16 protein-coding genes and 1 pseudogene are annotated in these 18,762 nt (G+C 65.6%); 5 read left to right on the plus strand and 12 right to left on the minus strand.

Annotated features, from left to right (window positions below):
* Positions 1-58: 58 nt before the first annotated feature.
* From RAD04_RS21460 to RAD04_RS21485, 6 genes and pseudogenes are all read right to left on the minus strand, one after another.
* Positions 59-2,596 (minus strand): annotated as a pseudogene (locus tag RAD04_RS21460) (sodium:solute symporter family transporter); the annotation flags it as partial.
* 187 nt (positions 2,597-2,783) lie between these two features.
* On the minus strand, positions 2,784-4,274 hold the full coding sequence (mctP, locus tag RAD04_RS21465) for a monocarboxylate uptake permease MctP (protein WP_461625340.1): 1,491 nt from the start codon (positions 4,272-4,274) through the stop codon (positions 2,784-2,786).
* Positions 4,264-4,440, minus strand: coding sequence for a DUF3311 domain-containing protein (locus RAD04_RS21470; RefSeq protein ID WP_018317353.1), 177 nt, complete (start codon positions 4,438-4,440; stop codon positions 4,264-4,266). The genes mctP and RAD04_RS21470 overlap by 11 nt, the downstream gene beginning before the upstream one ends.
* Before the next feature lie 459 nt (positions 4,441-4,899).
* Positions 4,900-5,769 (minus strand): MlaD family protein, encoded by an 870-nt coding sequence (locus tag RAD04_RS21475; RefSeq protein ID WP_461625341.1) that lies wholly within the window; start codon positions 5,767-5,769, stop codon positions 4,900-4,902.
* 42 nt (positions 5,770-5,811) lie between these two features.
* Entirely contained in the window at positions 5,812-6,594 is a 783-nt protein-coding gene (locus tag RAD04_RS21480) for an ABC transporter ATP-binding protein (RefSeq protein WP_461625342.1), read from the minus strand.
* 2 nt (positions 6,595-6,596) lie between these two features.
* Positions 6,597-7,730: an MlaE family ABC transporter permease gene (locus RAD04_RS21485; protein WP_461625343.1), complete on the minus strand. Its 1,134-nt coding sequence runs from the start codon at positions 7,728-7,730 to the stop codon at positions 6,597-6,599.
* A 134-nt stretch (positions 7,731-7,864) separates the two neighbouring features.
* Here RAD04_RS21485 and dgcA point away from each other — a divergent pair, with 134 nt between their 5' ends.
* Complete coding sequence (gene dgcA, locus RAD04_RS21490) at positions 7,865-8,860, plus strand: N-acetyl-D-Glu racemase DgcA (protein ID WP_461625344.1); 996 nt, start codon at positions 7,865-7,867, stop codon at positions 8,858-8,860.
* On the opposite strand, the gene RAD04_RS21495 is transcribed toward dgcA, so the two are convergent.
* Positions 8,830-10,026: an MFS transporter gene (locus RAD04_RS21495; RefSeq protein ID WP_461625345.1), complete on the minus strand. Its 1,197-nt coding sequence runs from the start codon at positions 10,024-10,026 to the stop codon at positions 8,830-8,832. The two genes, dgcA and RAD04_RS21495, sit on opposite strands and share 31 nt — an antisense overlap.
* 75 nt (positions 10,027-10,101) lie before the next feature.
* Between RAD04_RS21495 and RAD04_RS21500 the strand changes: the two genes are divergently transcribed.
* Both RAD04_RS21500 and RAD04_RS21505 read left to right on the plus strand, forming a co-directional pair.
* The gene (locus RAD04_RS21500; RefSeq protein WP_461625346.1) at positions 10,102-11,517 is read left to right on the plus strand and encodes a hypothetical protein; all 1,416 of its coding nucleotides are present in this window, start codon (positions 10,102-10,104) and stop codon (positions 11,515-11,517) included.
* A gap of 289 nt (positions 11,518-11,806) precedes the next feature.
* Positions 11,807-12,157: an ADP-ribosylation/crystallin J1 gene (locus RAD04_RS21505; RefSeq protein WP_461625347.1), complete on the plus strand. Its 351-nt coding sequence runs from the start codon at positions 11,807-11,809 to the stop codon at positions 12,155-12,157.
* Between the two features lie 11 nt (positions 12,158-12,168).
* On the opposite strand, the gene RAD04_RS21510 is transcribed toward RAD04_RS21505, so the two are convergent.
* Positions 12,169-12,528, minus strand: a complete 360-nt coding sequence (locus RAD04_RS21510) for a hypothetical protein (RefSeq protein WP_461625348.1) — start codon at positions 12,526-12,528, stop codon at positions 12,169-12,171.
* Positions 12,529-12,674: 146 nt separating this feature from the next.
* Here RAD04_RS21510 and RAD04_RS21515 point away from each other — a divergent pair, with 146 nt between their 5' ends.
* The gene (locus RAD04_RS21515) at positions 12,675-12,992 is read left to right on the plus strand and encodes an antibiotic biosynthesis monooxygenase family protein (RefSeq protein ID WP_461625349.1); all 318 of its coding nucleotides are present in this window, start codon (positions 12,675-12,677) and stop codon (positions 12,990-12,992) included.
* An 18-nt stretch (positions 12,993-13,010) separates the two neighbouring features.
* On the opposite strand, the gene RAD04_RS21520 is transcribed toward RAD04_RS21515, so the two are convergent.
* Positions 13,011-13,454: an RbsD/FucU family protein gene (locus RAD04_RS21520; protein ID WP_461625350.1), complete on the minus strand. Its 444-nt coding sequence runs from the start codon at positions 13,452-13,454 to the stop codon at positions 13,011-13,013.
* A 165-nt stretch (positions 13,455-13,619) separates the two neighbouring features.
* Here RAD04_RS21520 and RAD04_RS21525 point away from each other — a divergent pair, with 165 nt between their 5' ends.
* A complete protein-coding gene (locus RAD04_RS21525; protein ID WP_461625351.1) occupies positions 13,620-15,419 on the plus strand; it encodes a caspase family protein in 1,800 nt (599 codons plus the stop codon).
* 198 nt (positions 15,420-15,617) lie between these two features.
* Here the strand turns inward: RAD04_RS21525 and RAD04_RS21530 are convergent, their stop codons facing one another.
* The 3 genes from RAD04_RS21530 to RAD04_RS21540 form a co-directional block, all read right to left on the minus strand.
* Positions 15,618-16,601: a threonine/serine dehydratase gene (locus RAD04_RS21530; protein ID WP_461625352.1), complete on the minus strand. Its 984-nt coding sequence runs from the start codon at positions 16,599-16,601 to the stop codon at positions 15,618-15,620.
* 65 nt (positions 16,602-16,666) lie between these two features.
* Positions 16,667-17,710 (minus strand): glycosyltransferase family 4 protein, encoded by a 1,044-nt coding sequence (locus tag RAD04_RS21535; protein WP_461625353.1) that lies wholly within the window; start codon positions 17,708-17,710, stop codon positions 16,667-16,669.
* Positions 17,711-17,723: 13 nt separating this feature from the next.
* The gene (locus RAD04_RS21540; RefSeq protein ID WP_104465794.1) at positions 17,724-18,536 is read right to left on the minus strand and encodes a UDP-2,3-diacylglucosamine diphosphatase; all 813 of its coding nucleotides are present in this window, start codon (positions 18,534-18,536) and stop codon (positions 17,724-17,726) included.
* Positions 18,537-18,762 lie beyond the last annotated feature (226 nt).

The raw sequence follows: 18,762 nt of genomic DNA on the forward strand, positions 1-18,762 counted from the left end.
CGGCATCATAGGAGGAGATGTCGAGCAGCCGGTCGAGCACGTGCTCGGTCGATCGTAGCGCCGTAACCGCGCTGCTCGCCAGGGTGCGCTCCTTGTCGGCGTCGCCAGCGCGCGACGGAGCGCTCAGGCTCTCGTCGAGCGCGGACAGAAACAGACGGGCCGCATTCAGCGGCTGCAGCAAATCGTGGCTGGCCGCGGCCAAAAAGCGCGTCTTGCCGAGATTGGCCTGCTCGGCTTCGGCCTTCGCTTGCTCGAGCGCCTCGGTGCGCTCGCGGACGCGCAGCTCGAGCCCTTCATTGGCGCGTCGCAAGGCCTCGGCGGCACGGTGACGCTCGGTGACGTCGGTATAGGTCGAGACGTAGCCGCCCTCGGCGACGCGGTCGTAGACGATCTCCAGCACCGTGCCATCCGGCCGCTTGCGCTCGTAAAGATAAGGCCAGCTCTGCGTGGTGACGTCGCGGTTGACCAGGAGCGAGGCGAATTCGGACGCGGCATATTCGCCGCGCTCGACATTGAAGGCGATGAGATCCGCCAGCGGAAGCCCCACGCGCACGAAGTCCGGCGGCAGATCGAGCAGCGCGATGAACCGACCGTTCCAGGCTGTAATGTTGAAATCGGCGTCGAAGGCGCAGATGCCCTGCGGTACGCTTTCCAGCGTGGACTGCAACAGGCTGCGGTTGAAGCGCAGCGCCTCCGAGGCCTCGTCGAGCATCGCCATCGCCTCCCGCCGCGACAGCGAGTGGCCTTCCAGCGACGCCGCGATCACCACGCGCGCCGATGCCGCGCCGATCGCGCCGGCCAGCAAATTTTCGGTGAACCGAATCGAGTCGAGATCGACCAGTCCCGACGGATCGAGACGCGGCCCCGTCCCTACGATGCGAGCCGCCAGATAAGCGTTGAAGGCCGCCGCGCCGCGCTCGGCGCCGACGAAACGCAGCGCCAGCGCGCGGAGATCATCGAGCCGCACCACCACGCGCGACGACAGTTTGGGGATGGATTCGCGGACGACGCCGTCGGCGAACGCGGCCGCCTGATTACGCTCGACTGTCGATTGCCGGCCCAGCGCCGAGACCATCAGGAAGCAGACGAGATTGGCGCCAAGGCTCCACAGCGTGGCGTGCGAGATCGGATCGATCCCTTCGAGGCCCAGCAGCGCATTCGGCTTGAGCCAGGCGACTTGCCAGGGACCTTGGCGAACGATCTCCTCGATCCCCGGCCAGAGCGGCGCGGCCGAGGGCAACAGCAGCGTATAGGCCCAGACGAAGAAGCCGACCGCGATCCCGAGCGAGGCGCCGGCCTTGTTGGCCCGCGGCCAGAACAGCCCGCCGACGAACGCCGGACCGAATTGTGCGACCGCGACGAACGACAACAGGCCGATCACGGTGAGTGGATAGGACTGGTTGACGAGGCGGTGCATCAGATAGGCGAGCAGCAGGATGCTGAGGATCGAGAGCCGGCGCACCGTCACCAGCACCGACGTCATCGGCCGGCTCTGCGCGTGCAGGCCGAAGACGCGCGAGCGCAGCAGCAGCGGCATGATGACGTCGTTGCAGAGCATGGTGCTGAGCGCAACGGATGTCATGATCACCATGCCGGTGGCGGCCGACAGCCCGCCCAGAAACGCGATCAGGCTGATGGTGCCCGCATCGGCCGCGATCGGCAGCGAGATGACATAGGTGTCGGGGTCCATCATCCCGCCGAAGCGGGTGAGCCCGGCCGCAGCGATCGGCAGGATCAAGAGGCTGAACAGCGCAAGATAAGCCGGATAGAGCCAGGCCGCGGTGCGCGTATGGCTTGGGCTCTCATTCTCGACGACGGCGACATGGAAGGCCTGCGGCAGGCAGAGGAAAGCAATCGCCGAGATGATGATCGTTGCAGGCCACACCGGCTGCGCCGGATCGAAGCTCAGGATGCCGCCCAATTGCGGATCCGATTGAAACTGCGACAGCAGAGCGGCCGGCCCGCCGGAGGGTCCGAACAGCACGAACAGCGCGACGATCAGGAATGCGAGCAGCTTGACGACGCTCTCGAAGGCGATCGCGAGCATCAGGCCGCGATGATGCTCACTGGCATGGACGTGCCGGACACCGAACACGATCGCGAACAGCGCCATCGATGCAGCGACGCCGAACGCCGAGTCCTGCCAGAACCGCAGCGCCTCGCCGCCGGCACGCTCGGGCTGGAGGATCAGATAATCAAAACTCTTGCCGACGGCCTTGAGCTGGAGCGCGATATAGGGAAGCACGCCGAGCAGCGATGCGAGCGTCACGAAGGCCGCAAGCACCTGGCTCTTGCCGTAACGCGCGGCGATGAAGTCCGCGATCGAGGTGACGTTCTGTGCCTTGGCGATCGCAATCACCTTGGACAGGAGCCGCTGGCCGAACAGCAGCACCAGGGTCGGGCCGACATAGATCGTGGCGAAGTCCAGCCCGCTGGTGGCGGCCCGTCCGACCGAGCCGTAGAAGCTCCACGAGGTGTTGTAGACCGCAAGCGTCAGGCAATAGCTGATCGCGGCCGCCCAGGAGTTTGGCGACACCAGCGGCCCGCCGGCACTTCGCCGGTCGCCCCACCAGGCCACCAGGAACAGCGTGGTCACATAGCCGGCAGCGACCGCAAGAACGAACCACGCCTGCAAGACATCCTCACCCGAAACAGTCTGATGCGCTCGCGACGAGCGGCCGGGCGCGGGCGGATACTAGAGCGTTTTCAATCGCATGGAAGGCCGTTTCAGTCCGGAGACAAGCGGCGACCGAAGGGATTCTCCGGCCGCCGCCCGCAATCGCTCAGGCCGCCTCGCGGGACAGCCGTTGCTGCGGCATGCGCTTGAGCGCCAGGTTGAGCACGACGGCCACCACGATGTTGAGCGCGAGCGCCAACAGACCGGTGTAGATCGCGACCTTGCCGGCGCCGAAGTCGATGCTGTGCAGCGGCTTCAATCCGTCCGACCAGGCGAGCCACGATCCGCCTGCCAGGCCGACGGCCCAGCCAGCCAGCAGCGCCGGACTCGAGAACCAGTTCAGATAGAGACCGAACACCAGCGCCGGCAGCGTCTGCAGGATCCAGAGGCCCCCGAGCAGCTGCAGGTCGAGCGCGAACTGCGTCGGCATCAGGAGGATGGCAAGCAGCGCGCCGACCTTCACCAGCATGGAGGTGATCTTGGCGACCTTCGCCTCACCTGCCGGCGTCACCTTCGGATCGACCCACACCTTCCAGAAGTTGCGGGTGAACAGATTGGCGGCGCCGATGCTCATGACGGCGGCCGGCACCAGCGCTCCGATCGCAATCGCGGCGAATGCAAAGCCCGCGAACCAGCTCGGGAACAGCGTCTTGAACAGCTCGGGCACGACGTCGTTGTTGCTGGCGAGCTTGAGCCCCGCCGCATGGCCCATGTAACCGAGCAGCGCAAGCAGACCGAGCAGCAGCGTGTAGGCCGGCAGCATCATCGCATTCTTGCGGATGGTGTTGCCGCCCGAGGACGCGAAGATGCCGGTCAGCGTGTGCGGATACATGAAGGCGGCGAGCGCCGAGCCCAGCGCCAGCGACGCGTAAGGCACGATCTGGGCCGGGGACAGCAGGATGCCGCCTGCGCCTTTCGCCGCGAACGCCGCATCCGCCGCGGTGAAGATCGCGCCGTAGCCGCCAAGCTTCGAGGGCACGATCGCAATCGCCGCGATCACCACGATGTAGATCATGATGTCCTTGACGAAGGCGATCAGCGCTGGCGCACGCAGGCCCGACGAATAGGTGTAGAGCGCCAGCACCAGGAAGGCGACAACCAGCGGGATCTCGCCGTGCAGGCCGAGTGCCTTGATCGCCACCTCCATGCCGATCAGCTGGAGCGCAATGTAGGGCATCGTCGCCAGCACGCCGGTGGCCGCGACCGCAAGCTCGAGCCCGCGCGATCCGTAGGCGCCGCGCACCACGTCGCCCGCGGTGACGTAGCCGCGCTCCTTGGCGACCTTCCACAGCACCGGCATCACCGCGAACACGAACGGATAGACGATGATGGTGTAGGGCAGCGCGAAGAAGCCGTAGGCGCCGACCGCGTAGACCAGCGCAGGAACGGCGATCACGGTGTAGGCGGTGTAGAAGTCGCCGCCGACCAGGAACCAGGTGATCCAGGTCCCGAACTTGCGGCCGCCGAGGCCCCACTCGTCGAGATGGGCGAGCGTCTCCGGCTTGCGCCAGCGCGAGGCGACGAAGCCCATGCCGGTGACGAGAATGAACAGTGCGAGGAATACGGCGAACGCCGCGCTATCGACATTAGTCAGCACGGCGCACGCTCCTGTAGACGATGTAGGTGAGCAGCGAGGTCAGCGGCACCCAGGCGAGCTGATACCAATAGAAGAACGGGAAGCCGAACAGATGCGGCTCCCTGATATTGTAGAACGGCACGATCATCAGGCCGATGAACGGCAACAACAGCAACAGGCGTACCACGCGCTCTCTCCTCCCCTGTGAGTGAAGTCGACGCGCCTTGTCGTGGGCACGCCTTGAGCGCGATATAGCTGACAATACCGGCCAGCCCCTCCCCCTACCTTGGCTCGGCTAGACCCCCATACTTTCGTATCGCCCCGTCATTGCGAAGAGCGAAGCGACGAAGCAATCCAGACCGCTTCCGCAGCGGCAGTCTGGATTGCTTCGCTTCCGCCTTCGCTCCTCGAGCTACGGAGGACAAGTCGCTCGCAATGACTGATGGAGAGAGCATGCACAGTCTCTCCTCTCGTGCCCCGGACGCAGTGCAGCGGCTCTTCGGCGGTGCGCTGCAGAGCCGGGGCCATTCTCCACGTGTACCGTGTTGCCGTCTGGGTCCCGGCTCTGCGCAGCAGCGTTACACGCTGCAGCGCGTCCGGGACACGAGACCTGGCGTTGCAATGACGAGGAGAGACTCGTCGCTCCCTACCGCCTCGGCGCCGGCGCCTGCCTCGGCGGCTCGGGGGGCGGGGGCGGTGGGGCGCTGCTGTTGCTGGCGCCGAACAGCACGCGGGTGGGGTTGCGGTCGAAATTGTTCACGGCGCGGCTGATGTCGCCGAGGGTGCGGCGGCCGTCGCTCATCAACGCGCCGGAACGCTTGTCGAAATCGTCGGCGAGCTCGCGAATCGATTTCACCGCCTGGAACAGCTCGCCGCCGTCCTTGCCGCCGGCAAGCGTGTTGAGGCCGAGCATGAGGTTGTCGGCCTTGAGCATGACGCCGTCGACCTTGGCCATCACGCCGTCGATCTTCTCGGAATTGCGCGCGAGCGAGTTGGTGAAGGTCTCCAAATTCTTCAGCGAGTTCTTCACCGATTCCTGATTGTCGGCGACGATCTTGTTGATGTTCTGCAGCGTGCCGCGGATCGCCTCGGTGACGTCCTGGAGCTTGTTGGGGTCGGCCGTCAGCGTCGGGATGCCGTCCTGATCGAGCGGCGGCGGGGCTGCGGCTTCGTCTCCACCCTTCAGCGAGATGGCGGCGACGCCGGTGAGGCCCTGGAATTCGAGGCCGACCAGGGTGTCCTTGCGGATCGGAGCGTTGTTCTCGATCATGGCGAGTGCGACAACCCGCCGCGGGTTGTCGAGCTTCACCGAGACCACCTCGCCCACCCGGATACCGTTGAAATTGACACTGCCGCCGTTGCGCAGGCCCGCCGCCGGGCCCTCGAACACGACGCGCAAGGGGCTGCGCTGCTTGGTGGTGTGCAGCGACTGGAACCAGAGCACGAAGCCGATCGCCGCGGCGATCACCGCCAGCGTGAACGACCCGATCAAGACGTAGTTTGCCCGCGTTTCCATCAGGTGCTCCGGCTACTCATCACAGCTATTCAACCCAGCCACTCAACCCATGACCGCGCGGGCGCGCTTGCCATGGAAATATTGCCTCAGCCAGGGATGCTGCGAGGCCTGCATGTCGGCGATCGACCCTGCTGCTATGATCTTACCGTTCCCTAAAACGGCGATGCGGTCACACGCTGTGTAAAGGCTGTCGAGGTCGTGGGTTACCATGAAAACGGTCAGCCCTAAAGTGCGCTGCAGCGTCCTGACCAGCTCGTCGAAATCGCCGGCACCGATCGGATCGAGGCCCGAGGTCGGCTCGTCCAGGAAGACGAGGTCCGGATCGAGCGACAGCGCGCGCGCCAGCGCGACGCGCTTGATCATGCCGCCGGAGAGTTCGGACGGGAAGCGCTCGGCGACCTCCGGCTTGAGGCCGACCATGGTGAGCTTGGCCATGGTGATCTCGTCCATCAGCCGCTGCGAGACCCGCAAATATTCGCGCATCGGAAACTGGATGTTCTGCCGCACGGTCAGCGAGGAGAACAGCGCGCCCTGCTGAAACAAGACGCCCCAGCGCCGCTCCACGTTGCGGCGCTGCGACGTGTTGGAGGAATCCAGGTCGACGCCGAACACCTCGATCGAGCCCGCAACCTTCGGCACCAGGCCGATGATGGTGCGCGTCAGCACCGACTTGCCCGCACCGGAAGGACCGACAAAGCCCAAGATCTCGCCGCGCTTGACGTCGAGGTTGAGGCCGTCGAGCACGCGCGTGCTACCGAACTGCACGGTGATGTCGCGGACGCGGATGATCGGATTTAGGATCTCGCTTTGAGCTTCTTTTGCCATCGTCACATCCCGATCGAGGCGAAGAAGATGGCGAACACGCCGTCCATCACGATGACGAAGAAGATGCCCTTAACCACGGAAGCCGTGGTGTGCTGGCCCAGCGATTCCGCGCTGCCCTGCACGGCGAGGCCCTCGACGCAGGCGACGATGCCGATCACGGCCGCCATGACCGGGGCCTTGACGATGCCGACGATGAAATGATCGATCGAGATGGCGTCGCGCAAGCGGAGCAGGAAGGCCTCGGGCTCGACCCCGCCATAGAGCCAGGCGACGAGGCCGCCGCCATAGAGCGCGGCCATCGCGCCGAGGAAAGCCAGGATCGGCAGCGCCAGCACGAGCGCCATCATGCGCGGCAGCACCAGCACCTCGATCGGATCGAAGCCCATGGTGCGCAACGCGTCGATCTCCTCGCGCATCTTCATCGAGCCGAGCTCGGCGGTGTAGGCGCTGCCCGAGCGGCCCGCGACCATGATCGCGACCAGCAGCACGCCGATCTCGCGCAGCACCAGCACACCCAGCATGTCGACCACGAAGATGTCGGCGCCGAAGCGGCGGAAATGGAAGATGCCTTGTTGGGCGATGATGCAGCCGATCAGGAACGTGATCAGCACGATGATCGGCACCGCGCGCCAGCAGACCTGCTCCATGTGATGCACGGTCGAGGTCAGGCGGAACGAGCGCGGATGGATCAGGACGCGAAATCCCGCCGCGAGCACGGCGCCGAGCATGTCGACGAGGCCTGCGACGGTGCCGCCGATGCCGGCCACGGTCCGGCCGATCTGCTCCAGCATGCCGGTGATGGTCACCGTGCCGCCGTCGACCACGGCCGTCGCCCTGACCCGCCGTACCTCGTCCACGAGGCTGGAATAATTGGCGGAGAGACCCGCGATCTGCGCCTCGACGGGCCCGTTCGTCAGGCTCCGGCGCAGCCGCTCGATCAGCCAGGCGCCGAACGTGTCGAGCTTGGCGACCTCGGAGACGTCGATGAAGACGCTTTGCTGGCCGCCGGCGAGCTTCTCGGCGTCGGCCACGATCCGCTCCAGGACCGGCGCGAAGCTCGCGGTCCATGTCCCGGTGGCGCAGAGTGCCAGCGCGTTGCCCTTGGCAATCCGCTCCAGCTTCGGATCGCTGCTCAAGATGTCCGCTCCCGTGCCGGGGCGGAGAAAATCAGATAGTTGCGCACGCGCCCTTACCCAGAGAAGGTATCCCCAAGTGGTTAATGTTAGTTGCTAGAGGTAACTAGCAGGTTCAGATTTCGCCAGAGTTCAAAATGACTTCCATGAAATTTGCTGCCCTGGCGGCGCGAATCGAGCGCTTCCCGATCGCGGGCAGCTTTACCATCAGCCGGGGGGCCAAAACCGAGGCCGTGACGGTCGTGGCCGAAGTCAGCCGGGACGGGCTGACCGGCCGCGGCGAGTGCGTGCCCTATCCCCGCTATGGCGAGACGCCCAAGGCGACGCTGGCGGCCATCCAGGCCATGCAGCAGGCCGTCGCGGACGGGCTGACGCGGCAAGCCCTCCAGGCCGCCATGGCGCCCGGCGCGGCCCGCAATGCCCTGGACTGCGCCCTGATCGACCTGGAGGCCAAGGCGGCGGGCCAGCGGGCCTGGAACCTGCTCGACCGCCCGGTGCCGGGCGAGCGCACCACGGCGTACACGATCTCGTTAGGGACCCCCGAGGCCATGGCGGCCGCCACCGCCAAGGCGGCGCACCGGCCGCTGCTCAAGATCAAGCTCGGCGGCGACGGCGATCCCGAGCGGATCGCGGCGGTACGCAAGGCCGCTCCCGAATCCGAGCTGATCGTCGATGCCAACGAGGCCTGGACCGAGGCCAATCTGGCGCACAATCTCGCCGCCTGCGACGCCGCCGGCGTCACCCTGGTGGAGCAACCGTTGCCATCAGGCAAGGACGAGGCGCTGGCGCGGATCAAGCGGCCGCTCGCGGTCTGCGCCGACGAGAGCGTGCATGACCGCTCCTCGCTTGCCCCCTTGCGCGACCGCTACGACGCCGTGAACATCAAGCTGGACAAGACCGGCGGGCTCACCGAGGCCCTCGCGATGGCGGACGCCGCGCAGGCGCTCGGCTTCGAGATCATGATCGGCTGCATGGTCGCAACCTCGCTGTCGATGGCCCCCGCGATGCTGGTGACGCCGCAGGCGCGCTTCGTCGATCTCGACGGCCCCTTGCTGCTGGCGCGCGACCGCGATCATGGCCTGCGTTACGATGACAGCCTGGTCTATCCGCCGGACGCCTCGCTCTGGGGCTGAGGCTTGAGCCGGTGCCGCGCCGACCAGATCAGAAGCGCGCCGGCCGCCGCCATCGCAGCCATCACGTAATACAATCCATCGCCGATGCGGGCGTAGATCGCACCTGACGCGATCGAGGTCGCAGCGCCCAGAAGTCCGTTGCACGCGGCGTAATAGCCCTGCCCCCGCGCGATCTGATGCGAAGGCACGCGCTGCACCAGGAGATTCATCGTGCCGACGATGGTCATGCCGAAGCTGAGGCCGTGGCCGAGCTGGACGATCGCCAGCAGCGCGAGCGGCGGCTCATTGGCAGTGACGATCCAGCGCAGCATGGCGCTGAGCCCTCCGATCGCAATCACGGCGGACGGATGCAGCGAGAAGCGCGGCGACAGCGCGAACACCACGATCTCCGCGATCACGCCCAGCGTCCACAGACCCGCGATCGTCAGCCCACTGATCCCATGGAGCTGCCAGTTGATGGCTGAGAAGGTGTAGTAGGCGACGTGGCTGCCCTGAATCAGCGCGGCCGAGACGATGACGGCCCAGAAGCCGGCATCGCGCAGCAGCGCCTTGCCGGCATGTCTCTCCGTCGTCTTGCGCCTGACATCGTCCAGCGGCTGAAGCAGCAGGCCGGCTGCGACCGCAACGACGGCCCATGCGACGATGACCCAGATCAGATCGCGCGCGGCGATGTGGTCTACGAGATAGCCGCAGGCGAGCGAGCCGGCGGCGAAGGCCGCCGAGCCCCACAGCCGCAAGGGTCCGTAATCGAGCCCGTAACGGGCGACACCGCGCAACGCGTAGGCATCGGTCAGCGGCATCGTCGGCGTCCACATCATGCAGGTCAGCGCGTAGATCAGGAACAGCGCCAGCGGCTGCTGCTGCAGGCCGACCGCCGTAAAGCCGATCGCGGTCGCCAGCACCGACACCATCATGCCGGCGCGAATGGCATGTCGCTTTTCGGCGAAGGCGGTCACTTGCGGCAGCGTGGTGAAGCGCGTGATCGCCGGCAGCGCGTTGATGAGGCCGATCCAGGCCGCGTCGATGCCGATTGCCTTCAGCCACACCGGGAAGAACGGCAGATGCGTGCCCGAGACCGCGAAGACGGCCGAATAGAACAGGGCGAGGCTGACGGCGAATCGCCGTTTCGCCGATGCTGGCGTGGGGATTTGTGATTCGGGTGCCATCAAACCAATTGCGATTCGGCCGATATCGTGGTGATCGTTACTGTAACGCGCGGTGATTTGCGCGACGAGATCGCAATGGCCAACGAAGCATTCGCCCTTTCGCCCATGTCTGCCCGCGCGGCCGAGCCGAACGAGCAGGATTACGACGCGATCCGCGAAGCCTTCATGGAGACGGCGCGCGGCCGCTGGTTCCTCGGCGAATACGCCAAGCGCAACCGCAATGCCGACACGCGCATGGTGCTCGACGCGGTCGCGAAAATCGAAGAAACCCTTGCAGCGCAGCGACAACCCGTCGTCGAAGATCGCCTGCCCGAAGCGCTGGTCGAGATCCGCCGCGCGATCCGCGAGGCCGAGACGATCGCCATCGCCGCCGTCGACCCCGCCGCGATCGAGGCGAGCCTCGCGGCGATCCCGCGCGGCGTGCGCATCATCAAGGAGATCTCCTGGCGCTGGCGCGAGATCGGCGCCGACGGACGAATCTGCGACCTCATTGATTCGCAGCTCGCCTCGATCGAGGCCGCCTGCGGACAGATTTCGACCATCGACCCCCGCGTCGAGCTCAAAGCCGCATTCGATCTACTGAGGGATCGGGTGGAGCAGACCGACGGCGGCGCAACGCCGCAGGCGGCGTCTCCCGCGTCCGCTCCGGTGCAGGAGGCGCCGTCATCCGCCGCCGCTCCGCCTGTCGAGGCCGCGCCCGCGGCGATGGCGAGCGAAGCACCCGTGACTTTTACGGAGCCGCCGCAGGATCTCGCAGCGGCTGCCGAGCCCGAAGCGGCCGTCGCCAGCGAAGCGTTCGCCGAGGCGGAACAGGCAATGGACGCCGCCGTCGCGCCGGAGATCGCGGCCGAGAGCCAGATGGCTGTCGAGAGCACAGCGCTCGACCAAGTCGCGCCAGAAGACCTCGCGCACGAAGACGTCTCGTTCGAAGACCCAGCCACGGACCCCGCCGCCTCCGCGGAAGCCGCTGACGCTTTCGCGCTCGACGCGGCCGCGCAAGCCGAGGACGACGCAGTGCTCGAGGCCATCGCGCTCGAGATGGCCGCGCCCGATCCTGATTTCGACGAGATCATCGCGCCGGTCGAGATGGAAGCGGCCGTTCCGGAGCCGATGGTGGCGGAGGCCGCAGCGCCCATTGCCGCGGAGCTTCCGGAACCGGTCGTAGCAGAGCCTGTCGTCGCAGCGGTTGCGGAGGAGCCCGCCGCCCACGCGCCGATCGCAATGGACTCGCTCGCGCGCCTCACCGAGGCCATCGCAGAGGCCGCCGCCGAAGTGATGGAGCAGCCGGCTCAGGCCATGGCCGCGACGGCAAATTTCGCCGCAACGCCGCTGCCCACGCCCTCGCCCTTGTCTGCTTCCTTGCCCGAGACCTCGCTCGGCGCCACCATCCTGGCCAGCGGCATCCTGCAAAAGCCCCGCGCGCCGGCAAACGATCCCCTTGCCCCGATCCGCCGCATGACCCAAGCCGAGAAGATCGCGTTCTTCTCGTAAGGGGCGCGCTCTCTCCGCGTCATTGCGAGCAACGAAGCCACAGCGAGTCCGCCGACTCCGTCATCCTGAGGTGCGAGACGCACGATGCTCAGCATCGTGCGGGGAGCCTCGAAGGATGCACGGCCCCGATGCAGCCGGGCCGTCGCCCTTCGAGGCTTGCTCAGCGGCGCGATGCGCCGCAGAGCGCGCACCTCCAGCGACAATGGCTTTGCCATTGCGCGGGGGTGACGGTGGTAGAGCGGAGAAACACGTCAGTGTATGTAGAGCACTAGAACCCGGTCATCACACCATGTCCCCCGAAGAAACCCTCACCCTCTGGCGCCCCGTAGGCCCGAAAGAGCTCGCACTGATCGAGCAATCCGGCATGCGCGCGTTTCCGCCGCGCCTGCCGGACCAGCCGATCTTCTATCCGGTGCTGACGGAAGACTACGCCATCAAGATCGCACGCGATTGGAATGTCCCGGCGAGCGGTTCGGGCTTCGTGACACGCTTTGCGGTCAAGCGCGACTTCATCGCGAAGTATGACGTGCAGGAGGCCGGCGGACGGTCGCATCTGGAGTACTGGATTCCGGCCGAAGACCTCGATGCCTTCAATGCAGCGATCGTTGGGCCGATCGAGGTCGTCCGCAACTTTCCCTAGCCGCGCGCCCGTCACCCGCAATTCCACACCGCGCCGATCGGCGTGCGCGTCCAGCACGGGCCAAAACTGCCGCCATTGTAGCGGCCGCCGTTGAAGCCGGGGCGGCCGAAATAGTGCCACTCGCCGTCCCAGCGATAATATTGCGGAACCGGATCGATGTACCAGTGGCGGCGGTCGTTGCGCGCGAGGCGACGCATCGCGTCCTTCTGCTTGTAGAGCGGAATGCTGTTGCTCAGCGGCTGACGATAGCCCGGCAGGAAGCCGTAGCCTTTCCAGACGGGCTTGGGACGCTTTTGAGCTGGCTCAGCGGACGCGACAGCCGGCAGCAGCGAGAGGATGATGGCAACGAATAGACACACAAGGCGAGACATGGATCGACCATAGACAGTCGATCGAGGGATGACCATTCAATTTCGAGTGCAAATTTCATCGAAACCGGGTCGCGACGTAACAAAAGCCATCGCACAAGCGAACAGGAGATCGAACGGCAGAAACTCGATTAGCGACGAGGGGAAACATGATCGGCGAAGTGATTGTCATTGGTGACCTGAAGCTGCGGGACGGCGCCTCCGTCGACGAGCACGACCGCTTGGGCGGGCGCATGTACGACATCGTCAGCAGCATGCCGGGCTTTCTGTCGCTGAAGTCCTTCAAGGCCGAGGACGGCGAGGAACTCACCGTATTCCGGTTTGCTTCGGAAGAAGCGCTCGAGGCCTGGCGCACCCACCCCGACCATGTCGAGACGATGAAGCGGGGACATGCCGAGTTCTACGCCAGCGGGTTCCTGCAGATCTGCAAGGTGATCCGCGAAGTCGGACCATTCGCGCACGACTGACGCCTCACGTATCGTCCGCTAGCTGATCACGCCCTTCCTGATCAGGAAGCAGCCGTAACCTCGGCTGTCGCCGACCTGTACCACGCCGAAACCCGCCGCCGCCGCGCGATAAAAATCCGCCCGCGCGAGCTTGCCGGGAGCAACGGCGCGTCCGACCGCGCACTCGATCTCGGCCAGCACGGCGCGCTGCACGTCGGGCACGCGGTCGGGATCGTCGACCGGCGCCATCACGCGCACCGGATCGGGATCGAAATCGTCGAGCGGATAGAGCGTCATGATGGCGCGGACGGCCGTCTCCATCGTCATGCCCGGCAGCTGGATCAGGCGCTGCGACGATGTGCTGCGGGCGATGTGCGTGGCCGGGTGGTTGGCGTCGACGACCACGAGATCGTCGCCGTGGCCCATGGAGGCCAGCAGCCAGAGCAGGTCGGGCGTGAGGATCGGATCGATCGATTTCAGCATGTGACGGCAGTTCCCGTTATCGATCGCTAACCATAGCAGGTTCCGAGCGTGATTCAGATCACGCAAGGCCTCCATGGTGAGGGGGATCACGGACCTCAAGCTCGAACGCGGCGAGGCTCCCCGGCAACCAATCTCGCATCGAGTTCAGTGCCAAAGGAGCACGCCATGTTCCGCCTAAAGCCTTTCCTGATGACAGCCAGCCTTGTGGGAAGCTTGTTCGGCTTCGCCTGCGGCCCTGTTTCCGCGCAAGTTGCTCCGGTCGAGTCGGCCCCCACCGCGCTGCAGGGCCCGGAGCAGCGGGTGGCGCTGGTGATCGGCAATTCGAACTACAAGAACGCGCCGCAGCTCGCCAATCCCGACAATGACGCCGAGTCGATGGCGAAGTTCCTGAACTCCGCCGGGTTCGAGGTGGTTGCCGCGACCGACCTGACCCAGAACGACATGCTCCGCGTGGTCCAGGACTTCTCCGCCAAGGTGTCCGCGCGCGGTCCGAACACGGTGGCGATGGTCTATTACGCCGGTCACGGCGTGCAGCTCGCCGGCGAGAACTATCTCGTTCCCGTCGACGCCAAGGTGTCGAGCCAGACCGAGCTCGTCAATAATTCGGTGCGGCTGGTCGACGTGATGTCGACGCTGGAGACGATCCCGAGCCGCATGCGCATCGTCATCCTCGATGCCTGCCGCAACAACCCCTTCCCTGATGTCAATGACGCCGGCCGCGGCCTTGCCATTGTCGATGCGCCGAACGGCTCGATTGTCGGTTACTCGACCGCACCGGGCGCTGAAGCGCTCGACGGCACCGGCGGTCACAGCCCCTACACGCAAGCGTTCCTGAACGTCGCGCGCGAACCCAACGTGCCGATCGAGCAGCTGTTCAAGCGCGTCCGCCTGCAAGTGAACCAGTCCACCAGCGGCGCGCAGATCCCGTGGGAGAGCTCCTCGCTGACCTCGGACTTCACCTTCTTCGGCGACACCGCTGTTGCCGCCAACCGCGCGCCGGTCAGGGCGCCGGTGGTGCAGATGGCCTCCAACCTGCCAAGCCGCTCGACGCGTCAGGCCTATGACTACGTCGTGTCCGAGGGCCGGCCGGAGTACTATCAGGAGTTCATCCAGATGTATCCGCACGACCCGCTGTGCGACCACGTCCGCTGGCTGCTCAACAACCTGCTGCTCTCGCAGGCCTGGCACAAGGCGGTGCTCGTGAATTCGCCGCTCGGCTACAAGACCTTCTATGACAGCTACGGCACCAGCCCCTATGCGCAGATGGCGCTGAAGCTCCAGGTGCAGCCGAAGCAGATCCCCTTGATGCAGGCGACCAAGTTCCTGGCGCCGCAAAACATTGCTCCGACCTTCAAGATCGGCAATCTCGGCCAGCCGAAGTACATGCCGCTGCAGCAGGGTAATGGCAGTGGTCAGATCAATGGCAATTTGCCGGTCGTGCAGAAACCGGTCGACGGCAACGTCATCGGCAAGCTCGGCAATGGCGGCCAGATCGTCAACCTGCCCTCGGGCAACAACAACCAGCCCGGCCAGCAGAATGGTACGCCGTCAAAGAACCCGGGCAAGATCGTCACCCTGCCCGCGCCGACCAACACGACCAACAATGGCGGCACCGGCAAGATCGTCACCCTGCCTGTGACCAACACCAAGCCGGACGCCGGCAACGTTAACGGCAAGCCGGGCAAGATCGTGAGCATGCCGGTAAATGTCGGCAAGGGCGGCACGACCGTCGAGACCAAGCCGGTGAATGTTCAGACGCAGAACAACCCGATCCGTGTCAACAACGGTGTCAAGATCAACAACAACCCGGTGAACAAAGTGCAGGTCCAGAACAACGTCCAGACCAACCGCCCGCAGCTGAACACCACCAACCGCATGGTCAACAGCAACAACAACTTCCGCCAGTCGATGAACCAGGCGCAGGGCAATGGCGGCGGCAGCAATCATCGCGGCTTCATGCGCTGATTGTGGACAGCCACACAACGACAAAGGGGCAGAGCGGAAGCGCTCTGCCCCTTCTTTCATATCAACTCTTGGACCTCGTCATTCCGGATGCGCCGGAGGCGCAGGCCCGGAATCCATACTCCCGATCGTGGTTATGGATTCTCAGATGCGCAATTGCGCATCGTAGTTCACGCTTCGCGTGCCCCGGAATGACGACGATCAGGCCACCAGCTCAGCGAACAGATCCGCATCGACGTTGCCGCCGGAGAGCACGATGACGACGTTCTTGCCCGCAACGTCGAGACGCCCCGCCAGCAGTGCGGCGAGGCCCACGGCGCCACCCGGCTCGACCACGAGCTTCAGCTCGCGATAGGCGAACGCGACGGCGGCGCCGACTTCCTTGTCCGACGCCGTGACGCCGCGCGCGAGGAGCTTGCTGTTGATCGCAAAGGTCATCTCGCCGGGGATCAGGGCCATCAGCGCATCGCAGATGGTGCGGCCCGCCGGCGGATGCGGCTCGCGATGGCCTGCGCTCAGCGAGATGCCGTGATCGTCGAACGCCTCGGGCTCGGCCACCACGATCTGGGCCTGCGGATAGCGCGCCTTCACGGCGGTTGCGACGCCCGCGATCAGGCCACCGCCGGAGGCCGGCGCCACCACGATGTCGGGGCTGAGGCCGAGCGTTGCCAAGTCTTCCGCGATCTCGCGGCCGGCGGTGCCCTGCCCCGCGATCACGAACGGATCGTCATAGGGCCTCACCAGCGTCGCGCCGCGCTTTTCGGCGATGCCGCGCGAGATCGCCTCGCGGTCGTCGCGGTCGCGGTCGTACAGCACGACCTCGGCGCCATAGGATTTGGTGCGCTCGCGCTTCGACAACGGCGCATCCGCGGGCATCACGATGGTTGCCTGCATGTCGAGGATCTTTGCCGCTGCCGCCACGCCCTGGGCGTGGTTGCCGGAGGAGAACGCCACGACGCCGCCGGCGCGCTTGTCCTGCGGGATCGAGAACACCTTGTTGAAGGCGCCGCGGAACTTGAACGAGCCGGTGCGCTGGAGCATCTCCGGTTTCAAGAACACCTTCGCGCCGACGCGCTCGTTGAGCACGGGAAAGGACAACAGCGGGGTGCGGATGGCATAGGGCGCGATCACGCGCGCTGCGGCGTCGATATCGGCGGGGCCGATCGGGAGGAGCTGTTCGGTCATGGCCGAATGTTATCGCGGCCGATGAGGGCCGGGCAAGACACCTCAGCGCGAGGATTTCGTCCTCGTCAGGCCACGAAGCGAGGCTGTTCCGCGCCGTTTCGGCCCGGCAGCACCGCTCCGACTGCTCTTATGCTGTCCACGAAGGCGCGGGCCGAGGCTTCCCAGGTGTAATTGGCGGCGAATTCGACACAGTCCTGCCGGGAGATATCCAGCGCCGCGAAGCAGGCGCTGCGTAGGTCGTGATCGAGGGCGCCGACCGGGGCCTCGCCGAGGACGTCGCGGGGGCCCTTCACCGGGAAAGCGGCCACCGGCAGACCGCTTGCGAGCGCTTCCAGCAGCACCAGACCAAAGGTGTCGGTCTTGCTTGGAAACACGAAGACGTCGGCGGCCGCATAGATATCTGCCAGTTCCTCGCCGTGCTTCTCGCCGAGGAAGATCGCATCGGGATAGGCCTCTTCGAGCGAGGCGCGCGCGGGGCCGTCACCGACGATCACCTTGGTCCCGGGCAGATCGAGATCGAGGAAGGCCTCGAGGTTCTTCTCCACCGCAACGCGGCCGACCGACAGGAACACCGGTGCCGGCAGGCAGAGGTCGATGGCGCGGGGATGGAACAATCCCGTGTCGACGCCGCGCGGCCACAGCACGACGTTATCAAAACCGCGCTCGGTCAGCTCGCGGGCGAGCGCAGGCGTTGCCGCCATCACGGCGCGGCTGGGCGCGTGGAAGCGGCGCAGCGCCCGCCAGATCAGCGAGCCCGGCACCGGCACGCGGGCGCGGACATATTCGGGAAAGCGGGTGTGGAAGCTGGTCGTGAACGGTAGCCTGCGCTGGCGGCAATAGCGACGGACCATCAGGCCGATCGGCCCTTCGGTCGCAATGTGGATGCTGTCGGGGCGCGCCTCCGCGATCAGCTTCGCAATGCGCGCGGGACGCGGCATCGCCAGACGCACATCGCGATAGCTCGGCATCGCAAAGGTGCGAAACGATTGCGGCGTCAGGAACGTGAATTCGACGCCGAGGCTTTTGCCGGCGTCGGCGAGCTTGGTCAGCGTCCGAACCACACCGTTGACTTGCGGGTGCCAGGCGTCGGTCGCGACCAGGATGCGCATCAGGCGGCCTCTGTTATGCAGCTCTGGCTGCAACCTGCGGGACGGCTGCCGGCTTCTGCAAATGATCCGCCCAGGTGATGATCTCGAAATGGCCGTCGTCGTGCTCGACCAGGGCTGTGCAGCTCTCGACCCAGTCGCCGCAATTCATGTAGCGGATGCCGCCCTCGTCGCGGATCACGGCGTAATGGATGTGGCCGCAGATCACGCCGTCGGCGTCGTGGCGCCGCGCCTCGGCGGCGAGCGCCTGCTCGAACGCGCCGATATAATTGACGGCGTTCTTGACCTTCTGCTTGGCCCATTGCGACAGCGACCAATAGGGCACGCCGAACAGGCGGCGGAAGAAGTTGACGAAGCGATTCATCTGGATCGCGAAGTCGTAGGCCTTGTCGCCGAGATGGGCGAGCCAGCGCGCGTTCTGCACCACGAGGTCGAAGATGTCGCCGTGGATGACGAGATAACGCTTGCCGTCCACGCCGGTGTGGACGGTGTTCTCGACCACGTCGATGCCGCCGAAATGCGTGCCGTAATAGTTGCGCAGGAACTCGTCGTGATTGCCGGGAATGTAGACGACCTTGGCGCCCTTGCGCGCCTTGCGCAGCAGCTTCTGCACGAGGTCGTTGTGGGATTGCGGCCAGTTCCAGCTCGATTTCAGCGCCCAGCCGTCGACGATGTCGCCGACGAGATAGATCGTGTCGGCATCATGGTAGCGCAGGAAGTCGAGCAGAAGATCGGCTTGAGAACCGCGGGCTCCGAGATGAACGTCGGAGATGAACAACGTGCGAAAGCGCCGCTCCGGGCTCTCGTCACTCACATCGTAACTTCCCATGCGCCAGCCTGTAACAATGTCCCGTGACAGGGGGATGACCGATTGAACTTTTGAGGCACCTTCAGATACGAATCACGCTTGCCTCGCCCTCCCCGCGAATATCAGTCGCATGCGACAACCAGGCGACATGGCGCCGCAGGGGGCCGCAAGGACCCCGCGCTTCCCTTTGAGAACGGTTCCTGCGGCCATCCTTCGAGACGCCCGCTTTAGGCAGGCTCCTCACAGG

This window comes from Bradyrhizobium sp. 25ACV, assembly GCF_054863005.1.

Excerpts from the sequence above, each read along its gene's own strand:
- RAD04_RS21540 (WP_104465794.1), bottom strand. The coding sequence starts at position 18,536 with ATGGGAAGTTACGATGTGAGTGACGAGAGCCCGGAGCGGCGCTTTCGC.
- RAD04_RS21475 (WP_461625341.1), bottom strand. The coding sequence starts at position 5,769 with ATGGAAACGCGGGCAAACTACGTCTTGATCGGGTCGTTCACGCTGGCG.
- RAD04_RS21530 (WP_461625352.1), bottom strand. The coding sequence starts at position 16,601 with ATGACCGAACAGCTCCTCCCGATCGGCCCCGCCGATATCGACGCCGCA.
- RAD04_RS21525 (WP_461625351.1), top strand. The coding sequence starts at position 13,620 with ATGTTCCGCCTAAAGCCTTTCCTGATGACAGCCAGCCTTGTGGGAAGC.
- RAD04_RS21500 (WP_461625346.1), top strand. The coding sequence starts at position 10,102 with ATGGCCAACGAAGCATTCGCCCTTTCGCCCATGTCTGCCCGCGCGGCC.
- RAD04_RS21510 (WP_461625348.1), bottom strand. The coding sequence starts at position 12,528 with ATGTCTCGCCTTGTGTGTCTATTCGTTGCCATCATCCTCTCGCTGCTG.
- RAD04_RS21495 (WP_461625345.1), bottom strand. The coding sequence starts at position 10,026 with ATGGCACCCGAATCACAAATCCCCACGCCAGCATCGGCGAAACGGCGA.
- RAD04_RS21520 (WP_461625350.1), bottom strand. The coding sequence starts at position 13,454 with ATGCTGAAATCGATCGATCCGATCCTCACGCCCGACCTGCTCTGGCTG.
- RAD04_RS21535 (WP_461625353.1), bottom strand. The coding sequence starts at position 17,710 with ATGCGCATCCTGGTCGCGACCGACGCCTGGCACCCGCAAGTCAACGGT.
- RAD04_RS21515 (WP_461625349.1), top strand. The coding sequence starts at position 12,675 with ATGATCGGCGAAGTGATTGTCATTGGTGACCTGAAGCTGCGGGACGGC.
- dgcA (WP_461625344.1), top strand. The coding sequence starts at position 7,865 with ATGACTTCCATGAAATTTGCTGCCCTGGCGGCGCGAATCGAGCGCTTC.
- RAD04_RS21505 (WP_461625347.1), top strand. The coding sequence starts at position 11,807 with ATGTCCCCCGAAGAAACCCTCACCCTCTGGCGCCCCGTAGGCCCGAAA.
- RAD04_RS21480 (WP_461625342.1), bottom strand. The coding sequence starts at position 6,594 with ATGGCAAAAGAAGCTCAAAGCGAGATCCTAAATCCGATCATCCGCGTC.